General features: G+C 62.9%; 17 protein-coding genes. 2 read left to right on the forward strand and 15 right to left on the reverse strand.

Annotated elements, in window-relative coordinates; translation table 11 throughout:
• Positions 1 to 43 precede the first annotated feature (43 nt).
• From BLR71_RS04460 to BLR71_RS04500, 9 genes are all read right to left on the reverse strand, one after another.
• Complete coding sequence (locus BLR71_RS04460; RefSeq protein ID WP_092523498.1) at positions 44 to 1,504, reverse strand: malate:quinone oxidoreductase; 1,461 nt, start codon at positions 1,502 to 1,504, stop codon at positions 44 to 46.
• Positions 1,505 to 2,071: 567 nt separating this feature from the next.
• A complete protein-coding gene (locus tag BLR71_RS04465; protein WP_245696334.1) occupies positions 2,072 to 3,544 on the reverse strand; it encodes an alkaline phosphatase D family protein in 1,473 nt (490 codons plus the stop codon).
• Between the two features lie 367 nt (positions 3,545 to 3,911).
• Positions 3,912 to 4,790, reverse strand: coding sequence for an AEC family transporter (locus tag BLR71_RS04470; protein ID WP_092523502.1), 879 nt, complete (start codon positions 4,788 to 4,790; stop codon positions 3,912 to 3,914).
• 156 nt (positions 4,791 to 4,946) lie between these two features.
• Entirely contained in the window at positions 4,947 to 5,876 is a 930-nt protein-coding gene (locus tag BLR71_RS04475; RefSeq protein WP_092523504.1) for an SMP-30/gluconolactonase/LRE family protein, read from the reverse strand.
• A 73-nt stretch (positions 5,877 to 5,949) separates the two neighbouring features.
• Entirely contained in the window at positions 5,950 to 6,564 is a 615-nt protein-coding gene (locus tag BLR71_RS04480) for a 2-dehydro-3-deoxy-6-phosphogalactonate aldolase (protein WP_092523506.1), read from the reverse strand.
• Between the two features lie 134 nt (positions 6,565 to 6,698).
• Positions 6,699 to 7,736, reverse strand: a complete 1,038-nt coding sequence (locus BLR71_RS04485; protein ID WP_092523508.1) for a 2-dehydro-3-deoxygalactonokinase — start codon at positions 7,734 to 7,736, stop codon at positions 6,699 to 6,701.
• 83 nt (positions 7,737 to 7,819) lie between these two features.
• A complete protein-coding gene (gene dgoD, locus BLR71_RS04490) occupies positions 7,820 to 8,968 on the reverse strand; it encodes a galactonate dehydratase (protein WP_092523510.1) in 1,149 nt (382 codons plus the stop codon).
• 117 nt (positions 8,969 to 9,085) lie between these two features.
• The gene (locus BLR71_RS04495; RefSeq protein ID WP_245696335.1) at positions 9,086 to 9,883 is read right to left on the reverse strand and encodes a FadR/GntR family transcriptional regulator; all 798 of its coding nucleotides are present in this window, start codon (positions 9,881 to 9,883) and stop codon (positions 9,086 to 9,088) included.
• Positions 9,884 to 10,202: 319 nt separating this feature from the next.
• Positions 10,203 to 10,781, reverse strand: a complete 579-nt coding sequence (locus BLR71_RS04500; RefSeq protein WP_092523513.1) for a hypothetical protein — start codon at positions 10,779 to 10,781, stop codon at positions 10,203 to 10,205.
• A gap of 369 nt (positions 10,782 to 11,150) precedes the next feature.
• Between BLR71_RS04500 and BLR71_RS04505 the strand changes: the two genes are divergently transcribed.
• Together BLR71_RS04505 and BLR71_RS04510 are read left to right on the forward strand one after the other, a co-directional pair.
• On the forward strand, positions 11,151 to 12,821 hold the full coding sequence (locus BLR71_RS04505; protein ID WP_092523515.1) for a multidrug ABC transporter permease/ATP-binding protein: 1,671 nt from the start codon (positions 11,151 to 11,153) through the stop codon (positions 12,819 to 12,821).
• A gap of 117 nt (positions 12,822 to 12,938) precedes the next feature.
• A complete protein-coding gene (locus BLR71_RS04510) occupies positions 12,939 to 15,038 on the forward strand; it encodes a TonB-dependent siderophore receptor (RefSeq protein ID WP_092523517.1) in 2,100 nt (699 codons plus the stop codon).
• A 186-nt stretch (positions 15,039 to 15,224) separates the two neighbouring features.
• Here the strand turns inward: BLR71_RS04510 and fhuB are convergent, their stop codons facing one another.
• The 6 genes from fhuB to BLR71_RS04540 all read right to left on the reverse strand — a co-directional run bounded on the left by fhuB (position 15,225) and on the right by BLR71_RS04540 (position 24,861).
• Positions 15,225 to 17,231, reverse strand: a complete 2,007-nt coding sequence (fhuB, locus tag BLR71_RS04515; RefSeq protein ID WP_092523519.1) for a Fe(3+)-hydroxamate ABC transporter permease FhuB — start codon at positions 17,229 to 17,231, stop codon at positions 15,225 to 15,227.
• Positions 17,221 to 18,102: an iron-siderophore ABC transporter substrate-binding protein gene (locus BLR71_RS04520; protein ID WP_092523521.1), complete on the reverse strand. Its 882-nt coding sequence runs from the start codon at positions 18,100 to 18,102 to the stop codon at positions 17,221 to 17,223. The genes fhuB and BLR71_RS04520 overlap by 11 nt, the downstream gene beginning before the upstream one ends.
• 14 nt (positions 18,103 to 18,116) lie before the next feature.
• Positions 18,117 to 18,884: an ABC transporter ATP-binding protein gene (locus BLR71_RS04525; protein ID WP_092523523.1), complete on the reverse strand. Its 768-nt coding sequence runs from the start codon at positions 18,882 to 18,884 to the stop codon at positions 18,117 to 18,119.
• A gap of 205 nt (positions 18,885 to 19,089) precedes the next feature.
• Positions 19,090 to 21,204, reverse strand: coding sequence for a TonB-dependent receptor (locus BLR71_RS04530; RefSeq protein ID WP_092523525.1), 2,115 nt, complete (start codon positions 21,202 to 21,204; stop codon positions 19,090 to 19,092).
• A gap of 338 nt (positions 21,205 to 21,542) precedes the next feature.
• A complete protein-coding gene (locus BLR71_RS04535) occupies positions 21,543 to 23,642 on the reverse strand; it encodes a TonB-dependent siderophore receptor (protein WP_092523527.1) in 2,100 nt (699 codons plus the stop codon).
• A gap of 220 nt (positions 23,643 to 23,862) precedes the next feature.
• Positions 23,863 to 24,861 carry an AraC family transcriptional regulator gene (locus BLR71_RS04540; RefSeq protein ID WP_092523529.1) on the reverse strand — a complete coding sequence of 333 codons (999 nt, stop codon included), beginning with the start codon at positions 24,859 to 24,861 and terminating at the stop codon, positions 23,863 to 23,865.
• Positions 24,862 to 24,865: the final 4 nt, after the last annotated feature.

Genomic DNA, 24,865 nt, shown 5'->3' on the forward strand with positions numbered 1-24,865 from the left:
AGGGGCTTAGCCTGATGGGACAGAAGGGATACGCAATCTTGCGCTAGTCTACTGATTTGACGATTCCCAGTGCTTCATTCACCGAATCTCGGATTTCACGGTAGCGGTCGGCATCGTGGATCAGCGTTTCCAGGTTGTCTTCCTGGAAGATCTCCTTCTTGCGTTTGTCGCCATCGCCTTTGGTGAAAATCGACGGAATGAGTTGCTCCAGGCACCTCAGCATGACTTCCGGGGAGACCGACGCGCCCGGTGACGCTCCCAACAAGGTGCCGTAGGTCTTGTCCTCAGACACGACAATCTCGGTACCCATCTGCAGATCCCCATCCTTGATGATCTGAACACGCTGGCCAGCATGGATGGGTTCCCAGTCGAATTTTGTGCTCAGGCCGGGCGCAAATGCTTCCAGCTGTGCCAGCATGCTTTTTTTGCCGGTAAAGGTCTCTGAGACCAGATATTTGACCAGGGGAAAGTTCTCAAGCGCGACGTCTAGCAGGTTGGGAATATCATGCAGACGGATCGCCTTGATGTAGTCGAACACGCCCCGGCCTCTCTCGAGCACAGGATTGAACGAGGCGAATGGCCCGAATAATAGATAGTGCTGACCATTGACCACCCGCAAGTCCAGGTGTGGCACGGACATGGGGGGAGCGCCTACTTTGGCTTTACCATAGGTCTTGGCGTGATAGTTCTCTGCCTCTTCCGGGCTGATCGACGCCTTTAGAAAACGGCCGCCAACGGGGAAGCCGGCGTACCGGGTACGGAACGGCAGGTGACTTTTCTTGAGCAATGGGAAAGCACCGCCACCGGCACCGACAAACAGCACATCTGCCCGGTGCTGAGTAGCCCCCTCTTTATTTTCGGTTTCAATTATCCATTGGCCCGATGGGCTTTTATGCACGCGTTTTACATGCGTGCCGTATTCGATGTTCACACCCAGATCATTCTCTGCGTGAGCGGCCATCTGCTCCGTCAAGGCGCCAAAGTTGACGTCGGTTCCGGTTTCAATGACGGTCGCGGCCATTTTTTCATCCCGCGAACGCCCTTCCATGGTGTAGGGAATCCAACGTTTGATTTGGTCGAAATCGTCCGAGAACTGCATGTTTTCGAAGAAGTGGTGGGCGGACATCTCGCGGAATCGAAGCTTCAGTTCTTCGATCGACGGTTCGGCAACGATCGTGCAATGCTTGGTCTGGTTAATGAAGCTTTTCGGGTCTTTGATGACGCCTTTCTTGATCAGGTACGCCCAGAACTGCTTGGCAACATTGAACTGCGCGTGGATTTTCAGTGCTTTCTCAACGGCAATGACCTCTCCATCCACTGGCGTGTAGTTGAGCTCACAGTTCGCCTCATGGCCGGTGCCGGCGTTCCAGAACGCGGAGGAGTTGCCGGCTCCGGCACGTTCCAGCCTTTCTATGATGGTGATTTCCAGCTCGGGAGCGATCTCTTTGGCCAGCGTCGCGAAGGTGGTCCCCATGATGCCCGCCCCGATGATAAACACTTTCATTACGTTTTCCCGTCTGTTTGAGTGGTTTTATGTCGGCAAAAAGAGTGAATGACTCAGAAAATACCATGATTCGCGCCGGCGCTGGAAATGCGTAAAGTCGGCATGAATAGAATAAATTATTGATTAATAAGTATTTGTGGTGTTTTCGGACAGTTTTTGTGCACCGGAAGGGCTGGCGGTCAATGTCATTCTTTACGAGCAGAATTGGGCTCTGACTTATCCATGCAACCACACATGGGTCGGCCTTTCTGCGTTTTTGTGGGAGATAAAAACCACGCTGCGCCACTAAGCCGTTATGACCGGTGGCGCTTGAGCTCGCTGTCGGAGAATGGCGGTTATCAACGAAACGTGACGAGAACCCCTGATGTTGAGGAATACGCATCTCGAAACCGGCTTTTAGCGTCCTAGGTTCATAGAATAACGGCAGCACCTTGGAGCGCAAGGTGGCGGCAGCCGGGGCGGCGCCTGTTCAAAAGCCTTAGCATCGGGACAGTAAGAGGAGAGGCCGCGCTCAGGCGCGGCCTCTTGCTGTCTGGCGGTGCCCCTCTTGGGTCGCCTTGCCAGCGATCAAGCCGGCATCAGTACCTTGGAATAGAGCGCCTCGCCCTGGATATCCTTGAGCGTGACGGTCAGCGCCTCGCTCTGTGGGTCGAGATCCACCTGACCGAAGAACTGGAAGCCTTCCCTGGGCGACATGTTGGCGCGACCTTGCGGCGGCGCTTTCACGAACTCGAGCCTGGGACCGAAGGTGTTGTCCAGCTCGCCCGGCCCATAGGTGCCGGCATGAATCGGGCCGCTGACGAACTCCCAGAACGGCGTGAATTCCTTGAACACGGCGCGCTGCGGCGAGTAGTGATGCGCGGCGGTGTAGTGCACATCGGCGGTTAGCCACACCAGGTTCTCGATCCCTTCGTCACGTACGTACTTGAGTAGTGCGGCGATATCCTGCTCCCGGCCCAGCACAGGGCCGTCGCCGTTCGACGAGTTCTCGAAGTTATCCCCATCGCGCACCATGATGCCCAATGGCATATCAGAGGCGATCACTTTCCAGGTGGCATTGCTGGCCTTGAGGGACTGCTTTAGCCAGGTCAACTGATCCCGGCCGAGAAAGTCGGTCTCTGGGCCTCGCTGTGACTGGCGGTTGGCGGAGTTGGGGCCCCGGAAGCTGCGCATGTCGAGCATGAACATCTCCAGGCTCGGCCCGAAGCTGAACTTGCGATAAACGCGCTCTGGTGCCGCCAGTGAGGTGCGCAGCGGCATGTACTCGAGGAAGGCCTGGCGGGCATTGGCCGACAGCACATCGACGTTTTTCTCGGCATAGCGCGCGTCGTCGAGAATCTCTCCCGGATACCAGTTGTTCAGCGTCTCGTGGTCGTCCCACTGGGCGAACATCGGTACCTCGGCATTGAAGCGGCGCAGCTTGTTGTCCATCAGGTTATAGGCGTACTGGCCGCGGTATTCGTCGAGGGTCTCGGCGACCTTGGACTTGGCCGGGGTGACGATGTTGCGCCAGATGCTGCCGTCATGTTCGGTCACAGTCTCCTGCAGGGGGCCATCGGCATAAATGGTGTCGCCGGAGTGGAGGAAGAAATCCGGCTGCACGCGCCGCATGGTGTCGTACAGGCGCAGGCCGCCGAAATCGGGATTGATCCCCCAGCCTTGCCCCACGGTGTCGCCGGACCAGACGAAACGCAGCGCCCGAGGCTTCTGCGCACTGGGTGGCAGTACCAGGCGCCCATCCAGAGGCTCGCCGATGGCGCGGTGGTCGCTTAGATCGGCAAAGCGGACGCGGTAGAAGACTTCACCCCCTGTGTTGGCATGGCGGCCGATGCCGGCCAAGTCTAGGCGTGCCGTCAGATCATCAGTGGGCAAGGCGGTCGGGCCGCGCACGGCGAAAGCGCCGCGCATCTCAGGGTTATCGGCCAGTTCGATCATCATGCGCGACGGACGATCCGTCTGGCTCCACAGCATGGCTCGGTCGGCGGTGACATCGCCGCTCATCACGCCGGAGGGCATGCTTGGGCGACGGCCTTCGGCCATGACGATCGCCGGTGCGCCGAGCAGGCCGCTAGTCGCAAGTAGTCCGGCCCCTGCGCCTTGCAGGCTTCGCGAGAGCAACTGACGGCGGCTTAGGTTAAAGGGCGAAGCCGACGCTGCTTTTACTGCCGGCTCAGGGTGAGGTTCACCCGTTGAGCGGCCGTTGCCTGCAAGGGGGTGGCGACGGAGTAAATGGAATAGACGCGTGGACATGGACAGGCTCCTGGGTCGTTGCTCGGGGCGAATGCCGGGAACAGCCACTGTCCGCAGTGATGATGACCGAACCATGTCCATTTGTTGAAGAGTGCATATTGCCGGGATGCATGCGCCTCGTTAGGCCTCATCGGCTGCAGCCCTCGGCATGATGCTACTAAAGCAGAAAGGCCAGCAGCATTGGCAGATAGATAAAGGCCAGCAGCGTCGAGCAGAACACCAGGCTCGCCACGTATTCAGGCTCTCGGCCCGAGCGTTGGGCGAACAGATAGTTGAACACCGCGACGGGCATGCTCATCTGCACGACCAGAATGCTCTGTGCGAGCGGCGGCAGGCCGAGCAGGTGTCCGACGACGAAGGCCAACAGGGCGGCGAGCGGGATGCGTATCACGCTGAAGCCGACGCCAGCGGAGAGGTTCCTGGCGCGGATATTCGCCAGCGATACACCCAGGGTGATCAGCATCAGCGGCACGGTGAAGCCCGAGATCAGCTCCAGGGTGTTGTCGAGCCACAGCGGCAGCTCGGTTTCGGTGAGCAGCAGGGTCAGTGCGACGGCGATCGCATAGAGGGCGGGAGTGCGGGCCAGGGTGCGCAGCGGACGGCCGCTGCGGCTCGACATGGCAATGCCGAAGGTGAACTGCACCAGCGATACCGTGACCATCACCGCAATCGCGAAAGCGAAGGCCGACTGGCCGAACGCGTAGAGCACCACAGGTAGGCCCATGTTACCGGTGTTGGGGTACATCATCGGCGCCAGCATCACCTGCCAGGGCTTGCCGAGCAGCGGGGCCACCAGAAAGGTCGCCAGGGCCATGACAGCAAGCACTAACAGCGTGCCGAGCATGGTCATGGTGAAACTCTGGGCATCGACTTCGGCACCTGCCAGCGAGGCCAGAATCAGCGCCGGCGTCCCAATGTTGAAGACCAGCTTGGTGACGAAGGGGACCGGGAAGTCGTGGCCGAGCCTGACCCAAGTAAAGCCGAGACCGGCACCGATCAATACAGGGGCCATCACGGCGAAGAGTTGGGCAAACATCGGCAATCCTTGTCGGCGGTGGACGGTATCCGTGCATTGTCATGATGTTGTGCACAGCCATGCAACTTTCGTCTTTGCACGAAAACCCCTTGCGCCCCGCAAAACGGCGATCAAAAACGGCTTGACCACCGGGTGGTCGGGTCTCAGCCCTCGGTCTTAAACCAGGCGCAGGGTGGGCTCGACAGCACCTTGGAAGCCGGGAAGGTGGTCGGCGAGGTCGATGACGAAGAGGGCGCCGTCATGGGCTCGTGGGTCGGCCATGCCCTCGCGGGCCGTGGTCACATAGAGCTTGGTGAGGTCGTGACCGCCGAAGACGGGACAGGAGGGCTGGCTTGCCGGCAGCGCCACATGGGCGATTTCCTTACCGCTCTGGTTGAGCCTGGCCACGCGGCCGGCGCCCCAGAGGGCGATCCACATGCAGCCCTCGGCATCCATCACCGCGCCATCCGGTCCACCGCCAGACTGACGCAGGTCGGCCCAGGGCTCGGGCTCGATGAAGGCGCCGTCGCGGTTGCGCTTGGGGAAACCCACGGCATCCAGCGCCCAGCGCATCACCCAGCCGGTCGCGGTATCGCTGAAGTAGGCGTGTTTGCCATCCGCCGAGAAGCACAGCGCATTGGGGATGGTGAGCCCCTGACGCAGGCAGGTGAGCTCGCCGCGGTGCAGGCGATAGAGGCTGCCGACGCCTTTCTCGGCGCCAAGGCCCATGGTGGATAGCCACAGGCTGCCATGCGTATCGACCCGGGCATCATTGCTGCGGGTGACGAGGTTGTCGGCCTCGAAGGGCAGGTAGGGGCGCGTTTCGCCGCTTTGTGGGTCGAAGCTCGACAAGTGGTTTTCTGCCACCAGCAGGTAGTCACCGTCCTCGGTCAGCGCCGCGTAAGAGGTTCGCCGGTCGAGCGGTGTAACACGGTGATCGAGCCCCTCGGGCCCGGCGCGATGCAGCTCGCCGGCCAGAATATTCAGCCAGCGCAGCTCGCCGCGCTCGGCATCCCAGCCCGGCCCTTCGCCTAGCTCGCAGCGGCTATCGACGCAGACCCTGGCATCACCGAGGCAAGGGGATGACGGTGTCGGGACATCACTCATGCGGGGGCTCCTTGTTTAGATGCGTGTTTAGGTGCGAGTCAGGTGCGAGATGTGCCAGGTCGGTTTGAGTGAATCAGTCGGCCGCCTGCCAGGCGGCGACCAGTGCGCGAGCCCGTTCGCCGACCTGCTCGGCGTTCAGCCCCGGGGTGTAAATGGCGGTGCCGAGCCCGGCTCCATGCACGCCGGCCGCCCGCCACTCGGCGAAGTTGTCGGTGCCGATGCCGCCGACGGCATAGAGCTCGGTGCCCGCAGGCAGCACGGTCTGCATGGCCTTCATGTTGGCGATGCCGACCTGAGTGGCGGGGAACAGCTTGAGCCCAGAGGCGCCGGCTTCAAGCGCTGCGAACGCCTCGGATGGGGTGACGATGCCGGGCATGGAGACCATGTCCAGCCGGCGGCTTTCGCGAATCACCTCGACGTTGCAGTTGGGCGAGACGACCAGTCGGCCTCCCACGGCATGCACGTCGCGAACCTGCTCAGGCGTCAGCACGGTACCGGCCCCGACGAGAATGCGGTCGCCATGATGCTCGGCGCAGTGGCGTACCAGCTTCTCCACGCTCTCGAGGGGCTGGGGCGAATTGAGAGGGATCTCGATACGTGTGATGCCGGCGGCGATGATGGCCTCGGCGATATCGATGATCTCGGCGGGGGTGACGCCGCGCAGAATGGCGACCAGTGGCAGGCTCATGGGCTTTCCTTAGGTAGCATGATGTGCATCGCGTGAGGTGACTCTTGCGTCTTGGCTCGCTTTGGCAGCCGCGACGTGCTCTCTGGGTGATCGTTGATGCATCACAAGGTGACGCATCATGGGTCGAGGCTGACTCAGTCGCTGGCGGCGAGCCTTGCTTGATGGATGCGTCCGAGACCGGCCAGGATCATGTCGGCATTGGCCTCGATCCCGACCGAGAAGCCCCGGTGCTCAAGCGCAAGCCGGTAACGCTGGCACAGCGCTGTATCGCCGATCAGCACCACACGGCTGTCAGGCGCCAGGTTTGCCGTGGCGCCCGCCAGTTCCAGGCCCAACACCAGGCCTGACAGGCGGGCGCTCAAGCGAGTGCCTCGGGCCTCGCCTGCGGGCAGCCGGCTGTCGAGCAGGTCCCGGGCGCGGATGCCGAACAGCTCGGCGCTGAGGCGTTGCGGGGCCGCCATGGCGGTATCGATGCCGTCCAGATAGGCCAGCCGCTGTCCCTCGTCGCTGAGGCTTCCGGCACCTTCATCCGTTGCCAGTGAATGCTTGAGCACCGAGTTCTGGCTCAGCAGCTTGAAGAGCTCGCCGCTCATGAAGGTCGTGAAGCCGGTGATGCGTCCGTTCTCGAGCCGGGCCCATTTGGCATGGGTGCCCGGCAGACAGACGGCGCCATCGAAGGCGGGGTGACGGTGCATCAGCCCGGCGAGCTGGGTCTCTTCGCCGCGCATCACATCGAAACCTCCCGCCTCGAGACGCTCGGGCGCCTCGGCGTTCGGGCGCTGACACAGGCCTGGCACGATCCGCACCTGCAAGCGCGGGTCCTGGGTGGGTACCGGCGTCAAGCGACTGCCGAGCTCGGCGAGCACATCGCTTTCCTCGGCCAGCGGCAGATAGGCCGCTTCTACCCAGCCCTGACGAGCGCCGGCCATGCCACAGATCAGCACCTCGATGGCCTCGTCGCGGGCCATTGAGGCCAGCCAGTCGCCGATCGTCTCGAGCAGGGCGCCCTCGAACTCATCTGGGGCGAGGCCCAGCATGCCCCTTGGGCCGCTGGCGTCGGCAATGATCGCGTTTTGGTCGTCCAGGGCCCAGGCGCGCAGGTTGCTGGAACCCCAGTCGACGGCGACCCAGGCCAGACGGTCGGCGAGAGGGGCGGCTTGATCAGCGGACATCGTGGCGTTCTCCATTCCGGGCGCCTCTTACAAGGCGCCTGCTTCATCGGGAAGTGCGTCAAGGCGAGTCGTTAACGACGCCTTTACCACTCGGCGACCGAGCCGTCCTCGTGCTGCCATACCGGGTTGCGCCAGCGATGGCCGACCTTGGCGCGCTCCTCGACGAAGGCCTCGTCGATCTCCACGCCGAGCCCCGGCCCCTGAGGGATGGCGCAGAAGCCGTCCTTGATCTCCAGAGCCGACTTGTCGGTGAGGTAGTCGAGGACGTCGTTGTCCTTGTTGTAGTGGATGCCCATGCTTTGTTCCTGGATGAAGGCGTTGTGACAGACGGCATCCAGCTGCAGCGAGGCGGCCAGCGTCAGCGGCCCCAGCGGGCAGTGAGGGGCCAGCGCCACATCGTAGGCGGAGGCCAGGGTGGCGATTTTCAGCCCTTCGCTGATGCCGCCGCAGTGGGAAATATCCGGTTGGATGATGTCGACCATGCCGTCGGCCAGCAGGTCGCGGAACTGGAAGCGGGTGTGCAGGCGCTCGCCGGTGGCGATCGGCGTGGCGATACCTTCGGCGATGTGCTTGAGGGCCGGCAGATGTTCAGGGGCCACCGGCTCTTCGATGAACATCGGGTGGAATTGCTCGAGCTCGCGGATCAGTGCCTTGGCCATTGGCCGGTGTACGCGGCCATGGAAGTCGATGCCGATGCCGACATCCGGGCCTACGGCTTCGCGAGCCTCGGCGACTCGAGCCACGGCGTCGTCGATCTTCTTATGGGAGTCGACGATCTGCATTTCCGGCGTGCCGTTCATCTTGAAGGCGGTGAAGCCCTGATCGACCAGGGCACGGGCGCCGGTGCCGACGTCGCTGGGGCGGTCGCCGCCGGTCCAGGCGTACATGCGCATCTTGTCGCGCACCGGGCCGCCCAGCAGCTGGTGTACGGGCACGCCCAGCTCGCGGCCCTTGAGGTCCCACAGCGCCTGGTCGATGCCGGCGATGGCCGACATCAGAATCGGGCCGCCGCGATAGAAACCGGCCCGATACATGACGTTCCACAGGTGCTCGATATGGCGCGGGTCCTGGCCGACCAAGTAATCGGACAGCTCGTGCACGGCCGCTTCGACGGTGGCCGCCCGGCCTTCGACCACCGGTTCGCCCCAGCCGTAGCAGCCCTCGTCGGTCTCGATCTTGAGAAACAGCCAGCGCGGCGGTACCTGCCAGGTCTTGAGTCGGGTGATTTTCATGCGATGCATCCTTTGTGTTGGGCCTGAAGTAGGTCTTGGTAGCGGGCCTGGCATCGAGCTTGACGTCGGGGGTGGCGCAGCAGCGGTCGGGCGCCACAGCCCGTCGTCAGCCAGTGTTCAGCCATCTGAAAATGCGGCTGGGCGCCCGAGCCGGCGGTCACCGTTGTCGACGCCCAGGTCGGCGGCGGTGCGCGCCAGTACCTGCTCGGTAGCCTCGCGGGCCGCGTCAGGCTGGCGCAGGCGGATTGCCTCCAGCACCCGGCGGTGACGCGCCAGGCTGTCGTCGAGCGAGTCGGCCTGATGGTGGGAGTGCTGGATCAGCGCGACGATCGAGGGACGCAACAGCAGCCCCATCTGGCGCCAGACCAGGTTGTGACTGGCGCGGTAGATGGCGTCATGGAAGGCCACGTCGTGTTCGGCATGTTCCTCGCGGCGAGTCGGATCATCGGCGCTTGCGCACATACCGTCGAAGGCGGTCTCGATGCGGGCCAGGTCATGGGCCGTGGCCGCAAGGGCGGCGAGCTCCGCGACGAAGGGCTCGGCGGAAAGCCGGAAGGCGAAGACCTCGCGCACCAGTTGTGGATGCGGCGATTCGAGGCCTGCCATCCATTCGCTCATCTGCGGGTCGAGCAGGTGCCACTCGGCGATGTCGCGAACCAGGGTGCCGCGGCCGGCGGTGCGCTCGATCAGCCCGCTGGCGCTAAGCGCGCCCAGGGCGTTGCGTATGCGATTACGGCTGACCGCGAAGTGCTGGCACAGGTCCAGCTCGCGGGGAAAGGTGTCGCCGCTCGCCCAGTGCCCGGACAGAATGGCATGCGCCAGCACCGTGGCCAGCGCATTGGCGCCACCGGCCTCGGCGGGCTGGGGCAGCTGCGCAAGTTGCGAGGGCTTGGCCTGTGGTGAAAATGCGGTCACGGCAGTCTCCAAAATATCTGATGTAAATATATTAATGTCAGACATTTTTGGCAATGACGTTGCCGTCCGCCTCGCTTAGACATTGGTCGCGATGGGGCCGAGGGATTTGGCGGGACCTGAGAGACACATCGCCGTCAGGCCAACAGAGATGCCTAGAGGGGTGGCAGGCGGCGACCTAGAGCCGGGTGATACGGGCCTGCGAGGTGCTGCTGGTCTCGGGCCACATTGGCCAGACGCAGCGCGGCCCGGTCGATGACCGGGCCGCCTGTCTTGGCACTATTCCATGGAGCCGGCGTCGCGCCGGCGCAGAATAGGCTTATTAATTGCCGTCGACGGCTTCCTGAGCCTTGTCGCCGGCCGATTCGAGAGCGTTACCGGCGCTGGTCAGCGCATCGGCGGTAGCGGACTTGGTGGTTTCCCAAGCACTGCTGGCGCCTTCCTTGGTGTTGGCCCAGGCCTTGCTAGTGGCCTCTTTGGTTTCAGCCCACCAGGTGCTGGTGTATTCCGGCTGCTGGCTGAGCTCGTCACTGGTCATGTCGAGATGCACGACATAGGTGACCGCGTCGAGATTGTTGCCATTGAGTGTTTCAACAGTGAAGTCGCCGGTGTTGACCACGTAGGCCTTTTCGGCAAGACCAAACTGGTTGTCGGTCTCGACGACCAAGCCGCGAACCGTCATGTCGTCATCGAGCAGGATATCCTCGACTTCGCCGACTTGCTGGCTGGGGGTCGCCTTCAGGACGACGTCGGCATCGTTGAGTTCATCGGCAGAATAGAGTCCCTGAGGGGCGGCGAGGGCGGAGCCCGCGACCGTCATGCCACCGATGAGCATGGCGCCAAACAGAGCACCTTTGAGGTTGTTCGTGCGATCAGTTTTGAGCGAATTCCGTGCTGTCATGAATAAGTACTCCTGGTTGAGATTCCTTTTTCGATGGCCGGATGCTGCGCCACACCCCTAAACCTTGAGGGCGTTGGCAGAATTTCAAGGGGGCTTTCGCCATATAGGGTTGATCGCCCTTCGCTGTGGTCCGGGTGACCGCGCCACTACCGGCGTCATGGTGTGTCGGCAGGACTTTGATCGCCAGGGCGGGGCTCGCAGTGACCAACCGTCGATGGAGTGGCGTTATGCGGGCAGCAGGGCATGGCATTGTGACGACGCAGGCTTTCGGTAGAATAAAAATGCAATTAATAATACTTTTCATTTTTGTATCAGAGGCCTCGCCATCCGTAAGCTGGATGGCCCGCCGACCCAGCACAAGGACCCGTCGTGGATCTGCTTCGCGTTATCTTTCGTCACTATCGCTGGCACTTCATTGCCGTCATGTTGCTGAGCCTGGCCAGTGCCGGGCTCGGCATTGGGGCCATCGCCTTTATCAACTGTCGGCTGATCGAGGTGGTGGGTGATCCGACCAGCGTATTGCCGGCCTTTCTCGGCGTTATCGTCGCACTGCTGGTGGTGACCCTGGCCTCTCAGTTGGCGTTGACCACGCTTGGGCACCACTTCGTCTATGGACTCCGAGGCCGCCTGGTCAAACAGATTCTGGACACCGATGTAGAGCGGCTCGAGCGGCTGGGTAGCGCCGAGTTGCTGGCAAGCCTGTCCAGCGATGTGCGAAACGTCACCATCGCCTTCGTGCGCTTGCCCGAGCTGGTACAAGGCGTGGTGCTGACCCTGGGTTCGGCGATCTATCTGGGCTGGCTGTCGCCCAGCCTTCTGCTGGTAACGGCCCTGTGGCTGGCGGTCACGATTGCCGTTGGTTCCTGGCTGGTGGAGCGGGTATATCGCCATCTGGCCAAGGTGCGCGAAAGCGAGGACAGGCTGTATCGGGACTACGAGGCCGTCATCCACGGGTGCAAGGAGCTGGCGCTCAACCGCAGCCGAGCGCGGCGCCTTTACGAGGGCCCCTATAGCGAAGATGCAAGCGCCTATCGGGGCCATATCATCCGGGCGGACACCTACCACCTAAGCGCCGTTAACTGGTCGAACATCATGATGCTCGGCGCGATTGGCGTGGTGTTCTATCTGGCTAACGGCCTGGGCTGGGCGAGCACCTCTGTCGCCGCGACCTACTCGCTGACGCTGCTATTTCTGCGCACGCCACTGATCCAGGCGGTGGGGGCGTTGCCAACCCTGCTGAGCGCCCAGGTCGCCTTCGACAAGATCGCCGCACTGGAGCTGGCCGAGCCGCAAGCGGATTTCGCGGTGGCCGAGCCGGCAACGGCAGATTGGCACACCCTGACGCTGCGTGGGGTGAGCTTTACCTATACCGGCAGCGAAGCTCTCCCGGGCTTTCGGATCGGCCCCCTGGATTTGACCCTAAAGCGCGGCGAGCTGGTGTTTCTGATCGGTGGCAATGGCAGCGGCAAGTCGACCCTGGCCAAGCTGCTGACGGGCCTCTATCAGCCTCAGGAAGGGGAGCTGCTGCTGGACGATAAGCCACTGAACGATGCTCTGAGACCGGCCTATCGGCAGCGCTTCTCTGCCGTCTTCACCGACTTTCACCAGTTCACCGACCTGCTCGGCCCAGCGGGTGAAAAGGCCGATCCGGCGCTCGTCGAGGCGTGGCTCGACTATCTGGCGATGCGTGACAAGCTGGTGTTCGAGGAGCAGCGGGTGGCCAATCCCGAGCTCTCCCAGGGGCAGCGCAAGCGGCTGGCGCTGCTGATGGCGATCGCCGAGGAGCGCGACTTGCTGCTGCTGGACGAGTGGGCCGCCGACCAAGACCCGCAGTTTCGTCGGGTCTTCTACCGCGATCTGCTGCCTCAGTTGAAGGCGATGGGCAAGACGGTGTTCGCCATCAGCCACGACGACCACTACTTCGACCATGCCGACCGGCTGCTGGAGATGCATGGCGGGCAACTCAGCGAGCTGACCGGCGAACAGCGGCAACGAGTCAGTCGCGATGCGGTGGCGAGATTGGATCAAGCGGAGGGCTGAGCGGGATCAGGGGGTATTGTTGTTAAACTAAATGAAAAAAATTATCATTTAGTTTCTTTGTGTTTAGTACGCGAGATCCCCTGATCCATCCCGCCTCCCATTATCAAGGCTAGATCCATGCACTCACCTCTTCACCACTCAGCTCATCACCTCTCGCCGCTCGACGCGCCGCTATCACCCTTGACTGCCGCCATTCGCTGCAGTCTGACGCTATCGCTGCTCTGTGCATCACCGCTGGCGCTGGCTCAGGATGAGCAGACCGCCGGCACCCAGGCTGACACGATGGTCGTCACCGCCACCGCGTTGAAGGTCAACGCCCCGACGATAGAGACACCGCGGGCGGTATCCACGGTCGGGCGCGAAGAGCTCGACGAGCGCAATGTCCAGAGCCTTGATGAGGCCTTCCGCTACCGTTCAGGTGTGCTGTCCGGCCATTATGGCGCCGACAACGACACCGATTGGTTCAAGGTGCGGGGCTTCGATCAGGCCACCTACCAGGACGGGCTGCGAATTTATCGCACCGGTTACTATCAATGGTTGCCCGAGCCTTACGGCCTGCAGAGCGTCGATGTATTCAAGGGGCCGGCATCGATTCTCTATGGCGAGGCGCCGGCCGGTGGCCTGATCAATGCCGTCAGCAAACGACCGACCGCCGAGCGGCGGGGTGAGATCAATCTCCAGGTCGGGAATCGGCATCATCGCCAGTTGGGCATCGATACCTCCGGTCCGCTGACCGAGAATGGCGATGTACGCTATCGCATGGTCGGCATGGCCAAGCAGCGCGATGGTGATCTCGACAACACCGAAAACGAGCGCTATTACTTCGCGCCGAGTCTCGAAGTGGATGTCAGCGACGATACCAGCATCACCTTCCTGGCCAGCGTCCAGAAAGACGATGCGATCCCCACCAACCCTTTCAAACTGACCTATGGCACCGTCGAGGACACCCCTTTTGGCAAGGTTGACCCTCAGACCAGCTACGGTGAGCCGGACTACGACACCAACGAGCGTACCCAGGTCTCTCTGGGCTATGAGCTTCGTCATCGGTTGAACGACACCTGGCGCTTCGAACAGAACCTGCGCTATAGCCAGCTGGATCTGAAACTTCGCAGCACCTACATTTTAGCGCGTCAGTCTGGCAGCGATCGCAAGGCATACCGCGGGCTGGTGTATCGCGACGGCGATATCGAGAGCTGGATGTTGGACAACCGCTTGATCGGGACCTGGTATGGCGATCGCACCGAAAATACCCTGATGATCGGCCTTGGCTATCAGGATCTCGGCCTGGAGGGTCAGGAGGCCGACATTTCCGGCTTCGGCGATCCCATCGATATCTTCGATCCTCAATATGGCAACTACATGCCGGTGAGTGGCGATCAGTTGGCCGAGCGTGAGATCGACAAACGACAGACCGGCCTGTATCTGCAGGATCAACTGCGGATCGATGATCGCTGGGTGTTGTTGGGCAGCGTGCGCTACGACCAGGCGAAAACCGATAATTTCAACCGCACCGACGATACGACCCAGCGGGCCGATGATGACCAGATCTCCTGGTCCGGTGGGGTGATGTATCTAGGCGATCATGGCATCAACCCTTACCTCAGCTACACCGAGTCGTTCGAGCCGCAAGCCAGCGCCGATAGCAATGGGCGACTCTACGAGCCTCTCGAAGGGGAACAGTGGGAAGCCGGCGTCAAGGTGGCGCCCCGTGGTTGGGATGGGTATTTCACCGCGGCGGTCTTCGACCTCGAGCAGCGCAACAGCCTGGTCACGACGGGGGGCGGGCGTCAGGAGCAGGTGGGCGAGCAGCGCTCTCGTGGCCTGGAGCTCGAAAGCGTTGGCTACCTCACCGATCAGCTGCAGCTCACCACCGCCTACACCTATACGGATGCCGAGAGTGAAGGCGACGAGCGCAAGACCTTGATTCCGCGCCACCAGGCATCGGCCTGGCTGGATTACGACTTCCAGGAAGGCGCCATGGCGGGGCTCAAGCTGGGTGGCGGCGTGCGCTATGTCGGCGAGAGCGTCTACGACCAGATCACCGTGCCGGACTATACCCTAGTGGATGCCATGGCCAGCTACGACTTCGCCGACAGTTGGCGGGCGCAGGTCAACGTCAACAACCTGACCGACAAGGAGTACGTCGCTAGCTGTAACTACTGGTGCTACTACGGCGAGTCGCGCAGCGTGATCGGCAGCCTGAGCTATCGCTTCTGAGCCGATTCCAGAGGAGCAGCATTCATCGACCGCGCCCGGCGTCACGCCGAGCGCGGTTTTTTGATGGCGCTGCGAGGTCTTCTCAATGGCGAGGTGAGGGCTTGTCGATGGCTTTGATGGCTTGATGTTGCATCGTCGAGCATCGCCGCCCTGATCTGGCTGGCCAGGCGCGGCGTCTCGTTAACGTCAACGGCGGCCAAGCCCCCACATGAAGTAGACGCCGCCCAGCAGCGAAGCCACCAGGCCGGCGGGAATCTCCTGTGGGAACAGCAGTTGGCGACCCAGCCAGTCGGCCAGCACCATCAGCAGTGCGCCGGTAAGTGCCGCACCGGCAAGATGTGCGCCAGCGCGGCTAAAGCCCATCAGTCTCGCCATATGGGGCGCCAGCAGACCGACGAATGAAAGCGGCCCTACCACCAGCGTGGCGCTAGCGGTCAGCAGGGCGACCAGCGCCAGCAGGACAAGCCGGGCCCGGACTACCGGCAAACCAAGCGCTGCGGCAGAGGGCGCGCCTAACGGCAGAATATCCAGCCAGCGGGTCAGCGGTGCCGCGGCCAGCGCCAGCAGCAGAGCCGCGCCGGTTACCGTCAGGGCGCTGGTCATGTCGACATAGTAGGTGGAGCCTGATAACCAGGCGATGATCTGCTGGCCTCTAGGGTCGCCGCCGGCCAGCACCAGGGACTTGATCGCCTCGAACAGGGCGGTGATGGCCACCCCGGTGAGCAGTAGCCGCTGAGGCTGGAAGCCGCTTTTGCGGTTGATGAGCACCAGTGTCGCCAGCGAGACCAGCGCTCCCAGCACGCCGGCGCCAACCAGTGTCAGGTTGCTCGGTGCCGGCAGGAGAAATATCGCCCCGATCAGGGCGATGGCGCTGCCGCCGCTGATACCGAGAATCTCGGGGCTGGCCATGGGGTTGGCGGTTAGGCGCTGAATCAGCGTGCCGGCAATCGCCAGCATCACGCCGCTGCCGGCGGCGGCCAGCAGCCGCGGTAGCCGCCACTGCAGCAGGTTTCCATCGCCGATCGAGGCCCATTGCCAGCCGCCGGCGCTCTGGCCGGCCAGCAGCGCAACCACGGCCAGCGCCATCAGCGCAACGGCAAGCCGGGTGGCAAGCCGGCGCGGGGCGGGATGCCGGCTGCCGAGCGCTCTGGCCTCTTGGGGCGGCGCGTTGCCGCCGAAGCGCAGGCGGGGGATCAGCCACAGCAGTAGCGGTGCGCCCAGCGCTGCCGTAAAGGCCCCGGTGGGAATCATAGTGGGCAGCAGCCCGCTGAAGCGCTGCAGCAGCAGGTCGGTAACGGCCAGCAGCAGTGCGCCGAGCAGCGTCGACCAGACCAGCCTGGGCCCGAGCCGGCGGGCACCGGCCAGGCGCACGATGTTGGGGGCGGCCAGGCCGATGAAGCCTATGATGCCCACCACGCTGACCACGCAACCGGTGATGAAGACCGCCAGGCCCAGCCCCGCCAGGCGCAGATGCTTGAGCGAGATGCCGAGGCTTCGGGCGCCGGCTTCATCCAGCTCCAGCAGGGTTAGTGGACGCAGTAGCCAGGCAGCCAATAGGGCGGCCAGTGCCAGGCGCGGCGCTAGAAAGGCGGCGTCATGCCAGCCATTCTGTGCCAGCGACCCGGCTCCCCAGATCAGCAGTCCCTTAAGGGCCTCCTGATGGAAAAGCAGCAACACCATGCCCAGTGCCCCCAGGTAGAGGTTGATCACCAGGCCAGCAAGCACGACCACAATCGGCGACAGCCCGCGTCGCCAGGCGAGCAGGAAGACCAGGCCCATGGCAAGGCCGCCTCCGGCCAGTGCCACCCATTCACGACCCAGCACCAGCAGGCCCGGAGCCATCAGGCTCGTGGCCATCAGCGCCAGGTTGGCGCCGCTGGTGACGCCCAGGGTGGTGGGGGCGGCGAGTGGGTTCCTGAGCACCTGCTGCATCAGCACTCCGGCCAATGCCAGGCCGCCACCGGCCAATAGCGCCATGGCCAGCCGAGGCCACCAGGCAACGTGCAGCACCAGGTTGGCCGCCCTAGCGTCCGGCACGCTGAACAGTGCCTGCAGACCGCCTGTCAGTCCCACGCTTGCTTGCAGGTGAATCACGCTAAGCGTTACTGCCAGCAGGCCAAGCAGCAGGCAGGCCTGGCCGGGGGTCAACCGAAACCGTGGTAGAGGCAGGCGAGGCAAGGACTCAGCGGGCATCAGTATTCTCCATGGCGGTCACCAGCAGGTTGGCGAAGCGCTGGGCGGAAGGCAGGGCGCCGAAGCTCCACACGGGCTCCAGGATCAAGGGGGCTCCCTGACGACGCACGACCTCCTGCCAAAGGCCGCTGTCGGCGAGCGATGCGCGCACACCGGCGGGGTAGGGTTTTACGACCACCAGCCGGGCATCGATACCCACCAGCGCTTCGAGAGGTACCAGCGAGAACCCCCAGGCGTTGGTCTTGCCGGTCCAGGCATTGGTCAGCCCCAGGCGTTCGAGTACCGCCTGATAAAGGCCGTTTTCACCGAATACCCGCACGTGGCGGGCATCCATGAATTGCACGATCAGAAGCGGGGGAGCGTCATCGTTTAGCCGCGACTTAAGATCAGAAAGTTCTGCCTGCGTTGCCTCGATCAGTCGTGTGGCCGCCTGGGGGCGGTCGATCATAGCGGCTACCGAGCGCGTCAATTCGCATAGCTCGTCCCAGGTGTCGCGACCGGGGCTGTAGAGCGCCAGGGTATCGACAGGGGCGATACGTTCGAGCCGGGGCACCAGGTTGGCAAACATCGGGGAAATCAGAATGCGGTCCGGGTCGATGCTTGCCAGCAGTTCGAGGTTGGGCTGGGTGCGCAACCCAAGGTCACTGACCGAGCTTGGCATCGCGGGTTCACGCACCCAAGCGTGATAGGCATCGACTTGAGCGGCCGCCACCGGCGGCTGATCCAGGGCGATGAGGGTCTCAGCGATCGTCCAGTCGAGTGTGGCCAGGCGCGATGGCGCCGCTGTCGCCGTTGTTGCCGCTGTGGTGAAGGCGAACAGCACGGCCAATGGGCCGATGAGCCTGACAAGCAGGCGGCTTGGATGAAACATGGCGGGTCCTGCGGTTAGTGAGCGACGGCGACGCGATGCTCACCGCTTGGGTGTGAGATGACATGCATGGGGATGCCGTAGATGGCCTTGAGCGTGTCGCCGGTCATGATGTCCTCCGGCGTGCCTTCGGCCAGTAGTCGACCCTCATGCAAGGCCACGAGTCGGTCGCAATAGCGGGCGGCCAGGTTGATGTCATGCAGCACGATGACGACCCCAAGCTCTAGCTCCTGGCACAGCCGGCGCACTAGCTCCAGTACCTCGATCTGATGGGCGATGTCTAGCGCCGCCAGCGGCTCGTCCAGCATCAGGTATTGGCTGCCTTGGGCCAGCAGCATGGCCAACCAGACCCGCTGGCGCTCGCCGCCCGACAGGGTGTCGACCATGCGGTTGGCGAAGGCCTCAGTGCCGGTCAGGGTCATGGCGCGAGCGACCTGCGCCTTGTCTTCGCGACTTGGCCGGCCGAGCAACCCCTGCCAGGGGTAGCGCCCGAAACCCACCAGCTCGCGGCCGGTAAGATCTTCGGCGGGCGGCAACTGCTGGGGCAGGTAGGCCACCCGGCGGGCGAAGGCACGGCCGTTCCATTCGCCAAGTGGCGTGCCGTCGAGGCGGAGCTCTCCGCCACTCGGTGCCTGCTGGTGAGCCAGCAGCTTGAGCAGGGTCGACTTGCCGGAACCGTTGTGGCCGATCAGTCCCACTACTTGGCCCGGGGCTAGCGCGAGATCGATGGGGTGTAGCAAGGGCGTGTCATTGACCTCGAAAGTGGCAGCGCTGACATCAAACATGGTGGGTCCAGAGATGAGTGATATGGTTGGATATTAAAGCAAATTATTCTTGTTCGTAATGTATTTTGCTGCCGCAGCGTCTGCCGCCTACCCGCTTGCATCGGCAGGCTCATGGGCGCGTTCGCGGCAATAGAGAAAGCGCCCACCGGGAAGGTGGGCGCAGCACGATCAATAGCGTGGCGTCGTGCGATCAGCCGCGAGGAGATCAGTAGCTCATCGACCAGTTCATGGTGTAGGTGCGACCGCGTCCCTGGTAGTCGTAGAGGTATTCCGGCCCGTAGTAGGGGGAATAGAACATCGCGGCGCGTTGGCCCCATACGGTGGAATACTGCTCGTCCAGCAGATTGGCGACGCCAAGGCTAAGTTCCCCGACCGGCAGGGCCTGGCTGACGTTCAGGTCCAGGGTGGTGAAACCATCGATCTGGCGATCGTCGTCGTCTTTCAGGTCGAAGGCGTGGTTGGCCTGCAGTCGAGCCGAGCGCTCGCCTAGAGGGTCTTTCCAGCCAAGGAAGGCGGTGGCGGAGGACAGCGAGGCGTAGCGAGCATCGCGTTTCTCCCATTCGCCGTTGTCGTTTTGCTGTTCGGAGCGCACCAGGTGCAGGGTCGTGCCGGCCTCGAAGCCGCTGTCGAAGTAGTGGGTCACGGCGCCTTCGAAGCCGTAGTCGCGCTTCTTCTCATCGACGACGCTTACGCTGAGGTCGTCGGCGTTCTCCACGGCCTTGTCGGACCAGGCGTAATAGAGTGCCGCCTGAGTCATCCAGGCGGCGCTGTTGTAGCGCCAGCCGAGCTCGACCTGGTCGGTCTTGATGGCGGACAGCGGGTTCTGGTCGACGCTGACCTGGGCGCTCTTGCCGTAGTACTTGGCCGGGTCAGGCAGCTCGAACCCTTGGCTGAACTGCAGCCAGTTCTGATGGCCATTGCCGTAGTCGTAAAGGGCGCCGGCGTTGAGCAGGGTGGCGTCATAGTCGTTCTCGCCGCCAGGAATGCCCTTGAAGTCCTCGACCTCGACGTCCATGTGTTGGCGGCGCACGCCGGTGGACAGTCGCAGCCCTTCGGTGGCCTGCCATTCCCCCTGGGCGAAGGCTGAGATGCCGTCGACCTGATAGCTGGGATAGCGTGGATCGAGGCTTGCCGCTTCCTGGGCTAGGCCGCCGCTGGCATCCGAGACGGCCTTGTCGAAGGTCATCTGATTGGCATCGAAGGACTCGTGATCCAGGTCCAGGCCGTAGGTCAGCGACAGGGTGTTGGTGAGGTCGGCATCGAACAGCGCCTTGAGGCCCGTGAGGTCGGTGTTCTGCTGGGAAGCGCGGAACTCTGAGCCGCCGGATACCGGATAGGGGAAGGCCTGAAAGTTGGCTTCCTCCTCGCGGTGGAAGGCCTGCAGATAGAAGTCCTGGCCGAGCAGGTTGGCGTGATGATACTGCGCATTGATCATCTTGCGGTCGGTGGCCGGGTCGCGATCGGAATGGTAGCCGTCGCGGATCTCGGCATCGTCCAGGTCGGGGCTTGGGGCATCCAGGTTCGGGAAGTAGACCCCACGCTCGCCCTCATAGCCGGAGCGGTACAGCTGAGCGCCGAGCTGCAGACTCTGTTGCCCGGTCAGTTGGATATCCAGGCTGCCCATGACGTCGATACTGCGGTTGTCCTGGAGGTCTGTCTGGGCGATATCGGGGAATATCTCACCGCCATTGGCATCGAAATGGCGGCCGTTGTCCTGGTAGGCCACGGCGAGCCGCCCCTTGACGAACTCGTTGCCGCCGCTCACCGACTGGGCCAGGCGGTAGTCCAGGTCGTCGCCATCGCTGAAACCGGTGGTCATCCCGACCTCGCTGGAAAGCGCAAGGTCGCCCCCTTCGGGCCGCTTGGTAATGATGTTGATGAGACCGCCGGTGGCACCCCCGCCATAGAGGCTGGTGGCGCCTGAGAGTACCTCGACGCGTTCGATGTTGAAGGGGTCGATGGCGTCGAACTGACGAGATAGGCCGCGAGAGCTGTTCAGGGAAACACCATCGATGAGCACCTGGACACTGCGGCCTCGCATGTTCTGGCCATAATTGGTTCGTCCTTGGGGTGCCAGGTCCATGGATGGGACCAGCTTGCCCAGCGCGGTCTTCAAATCGGCACCGGTATGGAGTTGCTCCTGCAACTGCTCGCGATCAATGACCCAAACCGCGCCGGGAATCTGGCTGATCTCGGTGGGGGTTCGGGAGCCGACCACGACCATGGTGTCCTGGGTCTCCGGCGCTTCCTGGGCGAGTACCGGACTGGCGAGGGTGCCGGCCAGCATCGAGAGGCTGATGGTCAGATAGCGTGAGTGCATGAGTTCCCTCGGTGAATGAGGCGTTATGGAAGCACTGCATAAATGCCTGCGCGAGCGAATCGCTTCGTTGCGTGGTACTCGAAAACTCGCCTAACTCAATGTTATGTCTCGTTTTCTGCGTTCCAGGCGCCTTGCGCTTCATCTCGCTCGTCGATTGATTCAGCGCTTCCTTATTGGGGGTATCGGTGACCGATTATAGTGAATGCTTTTAGTAATGATAAGTATTGTCATTTATATTTTTTCTAATGTATGGGCAGGCCTTGGACCTGCCCCGGCCACCCTTCAGGGCATCGATAGGGGATACCGAGCCGCCGGGGCCGGGGAGAGGTGAGACTGGGTCAGAAGTCGTAGCTGACGGTGGCCTTCACGCTGCGCTCGGCCCCGAAGTAGCAGTACTGCAGTGAGTTACAGGACGCCACGTATGCCTTGTCGAGCAGGTTGTTGACGTTGAGCCGCCCGGTGACGCCGTTCATGCCGAGCTGGCCGAAGTCATAGCTCAGAGCGGCATCGACCAGGGTGTAGTCCGGTACCTGTTCGGTGTTGGCCCGGTCGGCCTGGATATCGGCGTTGTAGCGCACGCCAAGGCCGGCACCGAGGCCTGCCAGAGCGCCGTCTCTTAGCGCATAGGAACCCCATACCGATGCCATGTGACGGGGCGCATAGATGGCGCGATTGCCTTCTTCATCGCTGTTGTCGCTCTTGGCGTAGGTGATGTCCGTGAAGCTATAGCTGGCCTGCAGACGCAGGTTGTCGGTGAGCTGGGTACGGGCTTCGAGCTCGACGCCTTCCGACTCGATCTCGCCGATCGCGCGGTAAGGGTCGGTGGGCTGCTCCTTGGTGGCGACGTTTGTCTGCTCGATGTGGTAAAGCGCCAGGCTGTAGCGATCCTGAGTGCCGTTCGGCTGAAATTTCAGGCCGGTCTCGATCTGCTCGCCTTCCATCGGCTCGAGCAGGTCGCCGTTGGCGTCGACGAAGCTGGTCGGCGTGAAGGCCGTGGAATAGCTGACATAGGGGGCCAGGCCGTTATCGAACAAATAAAGGGCGCCGGCACGACCGCTGAACTGGGTATCGTTCAGCTCGCTCGAGCTGCCGGTGCCTTCATTGGTGTTCTCGATATCGACCCAGTCATAGCGCCCGCCCAGCGAGAGACGCCACCGGCCCAGTGCCAGCTGGTCCTGGGCATAGACCCCGGTCTGGTGAATGTCGTGTTGCTCTTCGCTGGCCGCATACATCGCGGTGGGCTCGGCGCCATACTCGGGGTCGAAGGCATCGATATTGGGGAAGGCGCCTGACGGCCAACTGACCTCGTTCTCGCGGCGTTGATAGTCGGCACCGAACAGCAGGGTATGGTCCACGCGGCCGGTGCTCAGTTGTGCCTCGAGCTGGTTGTCGACGGTCCAGGCCTGCATCGACTCCTCGCCGCCTGAATAGTAGCGGTTGAGCTCGGTATCGTTGGCCCAGCCATAGCCGTAAACCTGGTTGAGAGTCACGTCGGTGTCGAGATAGAGCAGCTTCTGACGTGCCGTCCAGGCGTCGTTGACGCGGTGCTCGAGATCGTAGCCGACCAGGCGCTGGGTGCGCTCGAACTTGTCGTAGTCCGCTTCGCCATCGAAGAAGGTGTTGGCGATCTTGCGGCCATTATGGCGCTCGACGGCGCCTTCATAAGGCACGCCGGAGTGGTAGCCACCCTCTGGGTCCTTCTGTAGGTAGGCATGTAGCGTCAGGCTGGTGTCATCGGTCATGTCCCAGGTCAGTTGGGGCGCGAAGGCGTAGCGCTTGTCCTCCACGGGGCCGAACTGGGTGTCGGCGCGCTCAGCCAGGCCGGTCAAGCGGAAGGCAAGGCGGCGTTCGTCATCCAGCGGCCCGGTCAGGTCGAAGGCGGCGCTGCGCTGGGCGTTGTTGCCGACGCCGAGGCGCACCTGCCCCGAAGACTCGAACTCGGGGCGCTTGCTGGTCAGCGATACCAGGCCGCCCGGCGAGGCGCGGCCATAGAGCACCGAGGCCGGGCCCTTGACCACTTCGATGCTCTCGAGAAAGTAAGGATCGATGACCAGCGAACTGTAGGAGTTGGCATCACCCATCAGCTTCAGGCCATCGAGGAAGGTATTGCTCAGGCTGCCATCAGAGAAGCCGCGCAGCACGATGTAGTCATAGCGGCTGGAAGCACCGACCTGGTTGGTGTAGGCGCCGGCCGAGTAGTTGAGGGCGCGCTGCACGGACGCCGCGCCTTTTTCTTCCCAATCCTCGCGTTCGACCCGCGTGGTGGCCTGCGGCGTTTCATTGAACGGCGTCTCGGTCTTGGTGGCGGCGCTGGTGACGGTGAGCGTGTCGAGTGTGCTGGCGCTTTCTGGCGAGGCAGCGTCTTGTGCCCAGGCCGGGGATAGAGCGGCGGCGCTGGCGATAGCAACGGCGAGGGTGAGGGGGTGTCGAGCAGTCATGGCAGTCTTTCCTTGGATAGGAGATCAACTCTCTTTCGGTAATGAGAATTATTCCATTCAAGGCCCCGGCGGATGTATGCGCAACGCCAGCACTGCTTTGCTCAGCGACAGAACCATTGTGAAAATTGCCAGAATGCCTAAACAAAGCGTTCAAGCGGTGAACCTGTGGTACAGCGGGCTGTCTCAGGCGGTTTTTTGGGGTGGCCTTGGCAGAACGGGGTCAGACGGCGTTGCGGTACGCGCGAGGGCTGATGCCGAAGTGGCGACGGAAGGCGGTCGTGAAGTTGCTGGCATGGCCGTAGCCCACCGCGTGGGCCGTCTGCTGTACATCCAGGCCCTGCTCGAGTAGTTGGGCGGCCTTGGCCAAGCGGCGCTGGCGTAGGTAGGCGAACACCGACTGGCCATGGGCGGCGGCAAACTTGGCGCGCAGACTGCTTGGGCTCATCGCGGCCAGGCGAGCCAGATCGGCCAGCCGGTGGTCGGCCTCGGGATGAGCATCCAGCGCCTGGCGGACGCGTGCCAGGCGATCACGCTCGCCGCTAGAGAGGCGAGGGATGACGGTGGTCTGCGCTTGATAAGCGTCACTCGATGTCGCTTCACCGATGCCCGCGAGCACCCGGGACAAGAGCTGCAGCACCAAGGCATCGAGCAACAGTCGCGGGTCGCCGCTATCGCTGCCTGACGCCAGCGCCTCCTCGAGAGTGTCGAGCAGATGCCTTGGCAGTCTGTGCTGACGCAGCATCGGCGGGCTCTGCTCCAGGGCCTTGAGCGTGGGGTACTGGTAAACCAGCGCGGCGAGGGCATCGTCGTGAAAGGCCAGATTCATGGTGCGCAGGCGCTGGCCGGCATCCTGCCAGGCATGCAGGGTTTGGCGGTCACCGAAGCGCAAGCACAGGGCCTGGCCTGGGGACAGCCACAGACTCTCCTCGCCCAGGCGCAGGTGCGCTTTGCCCTCCAGCATCACGGTGATGAACAGCGGCGCGGCGGTCAGCGAGCGCGAGGCGTAGGGCTCGAGCACCGTCAGGTCCGAGCGCGTCACGAAGATGCCACGGCGCAGCTCGAGCTCATCGACGCGACCGCGCAATATCGGGGTCTGGGAGGGCGTTGCCTCGTCGGCAAGGGCCGGAAAGCGGTAGGCGATCCCGTGGCGGGCACCGAGTCTTTCCAGGTCGCCGGCCGTAAGCTGGTGGGGCAGCCTTGTGCTGACGGGGCTCGTCATGGGG

This window comes from Onishia taeanensis, assembly GCF_900100755.1.
GTDB lineage: Bacteria > Pseudomonadota > Gammaproteobacteria > Pseudomonadales > Halomonadaceae > Onishia > Onishia taeanensis.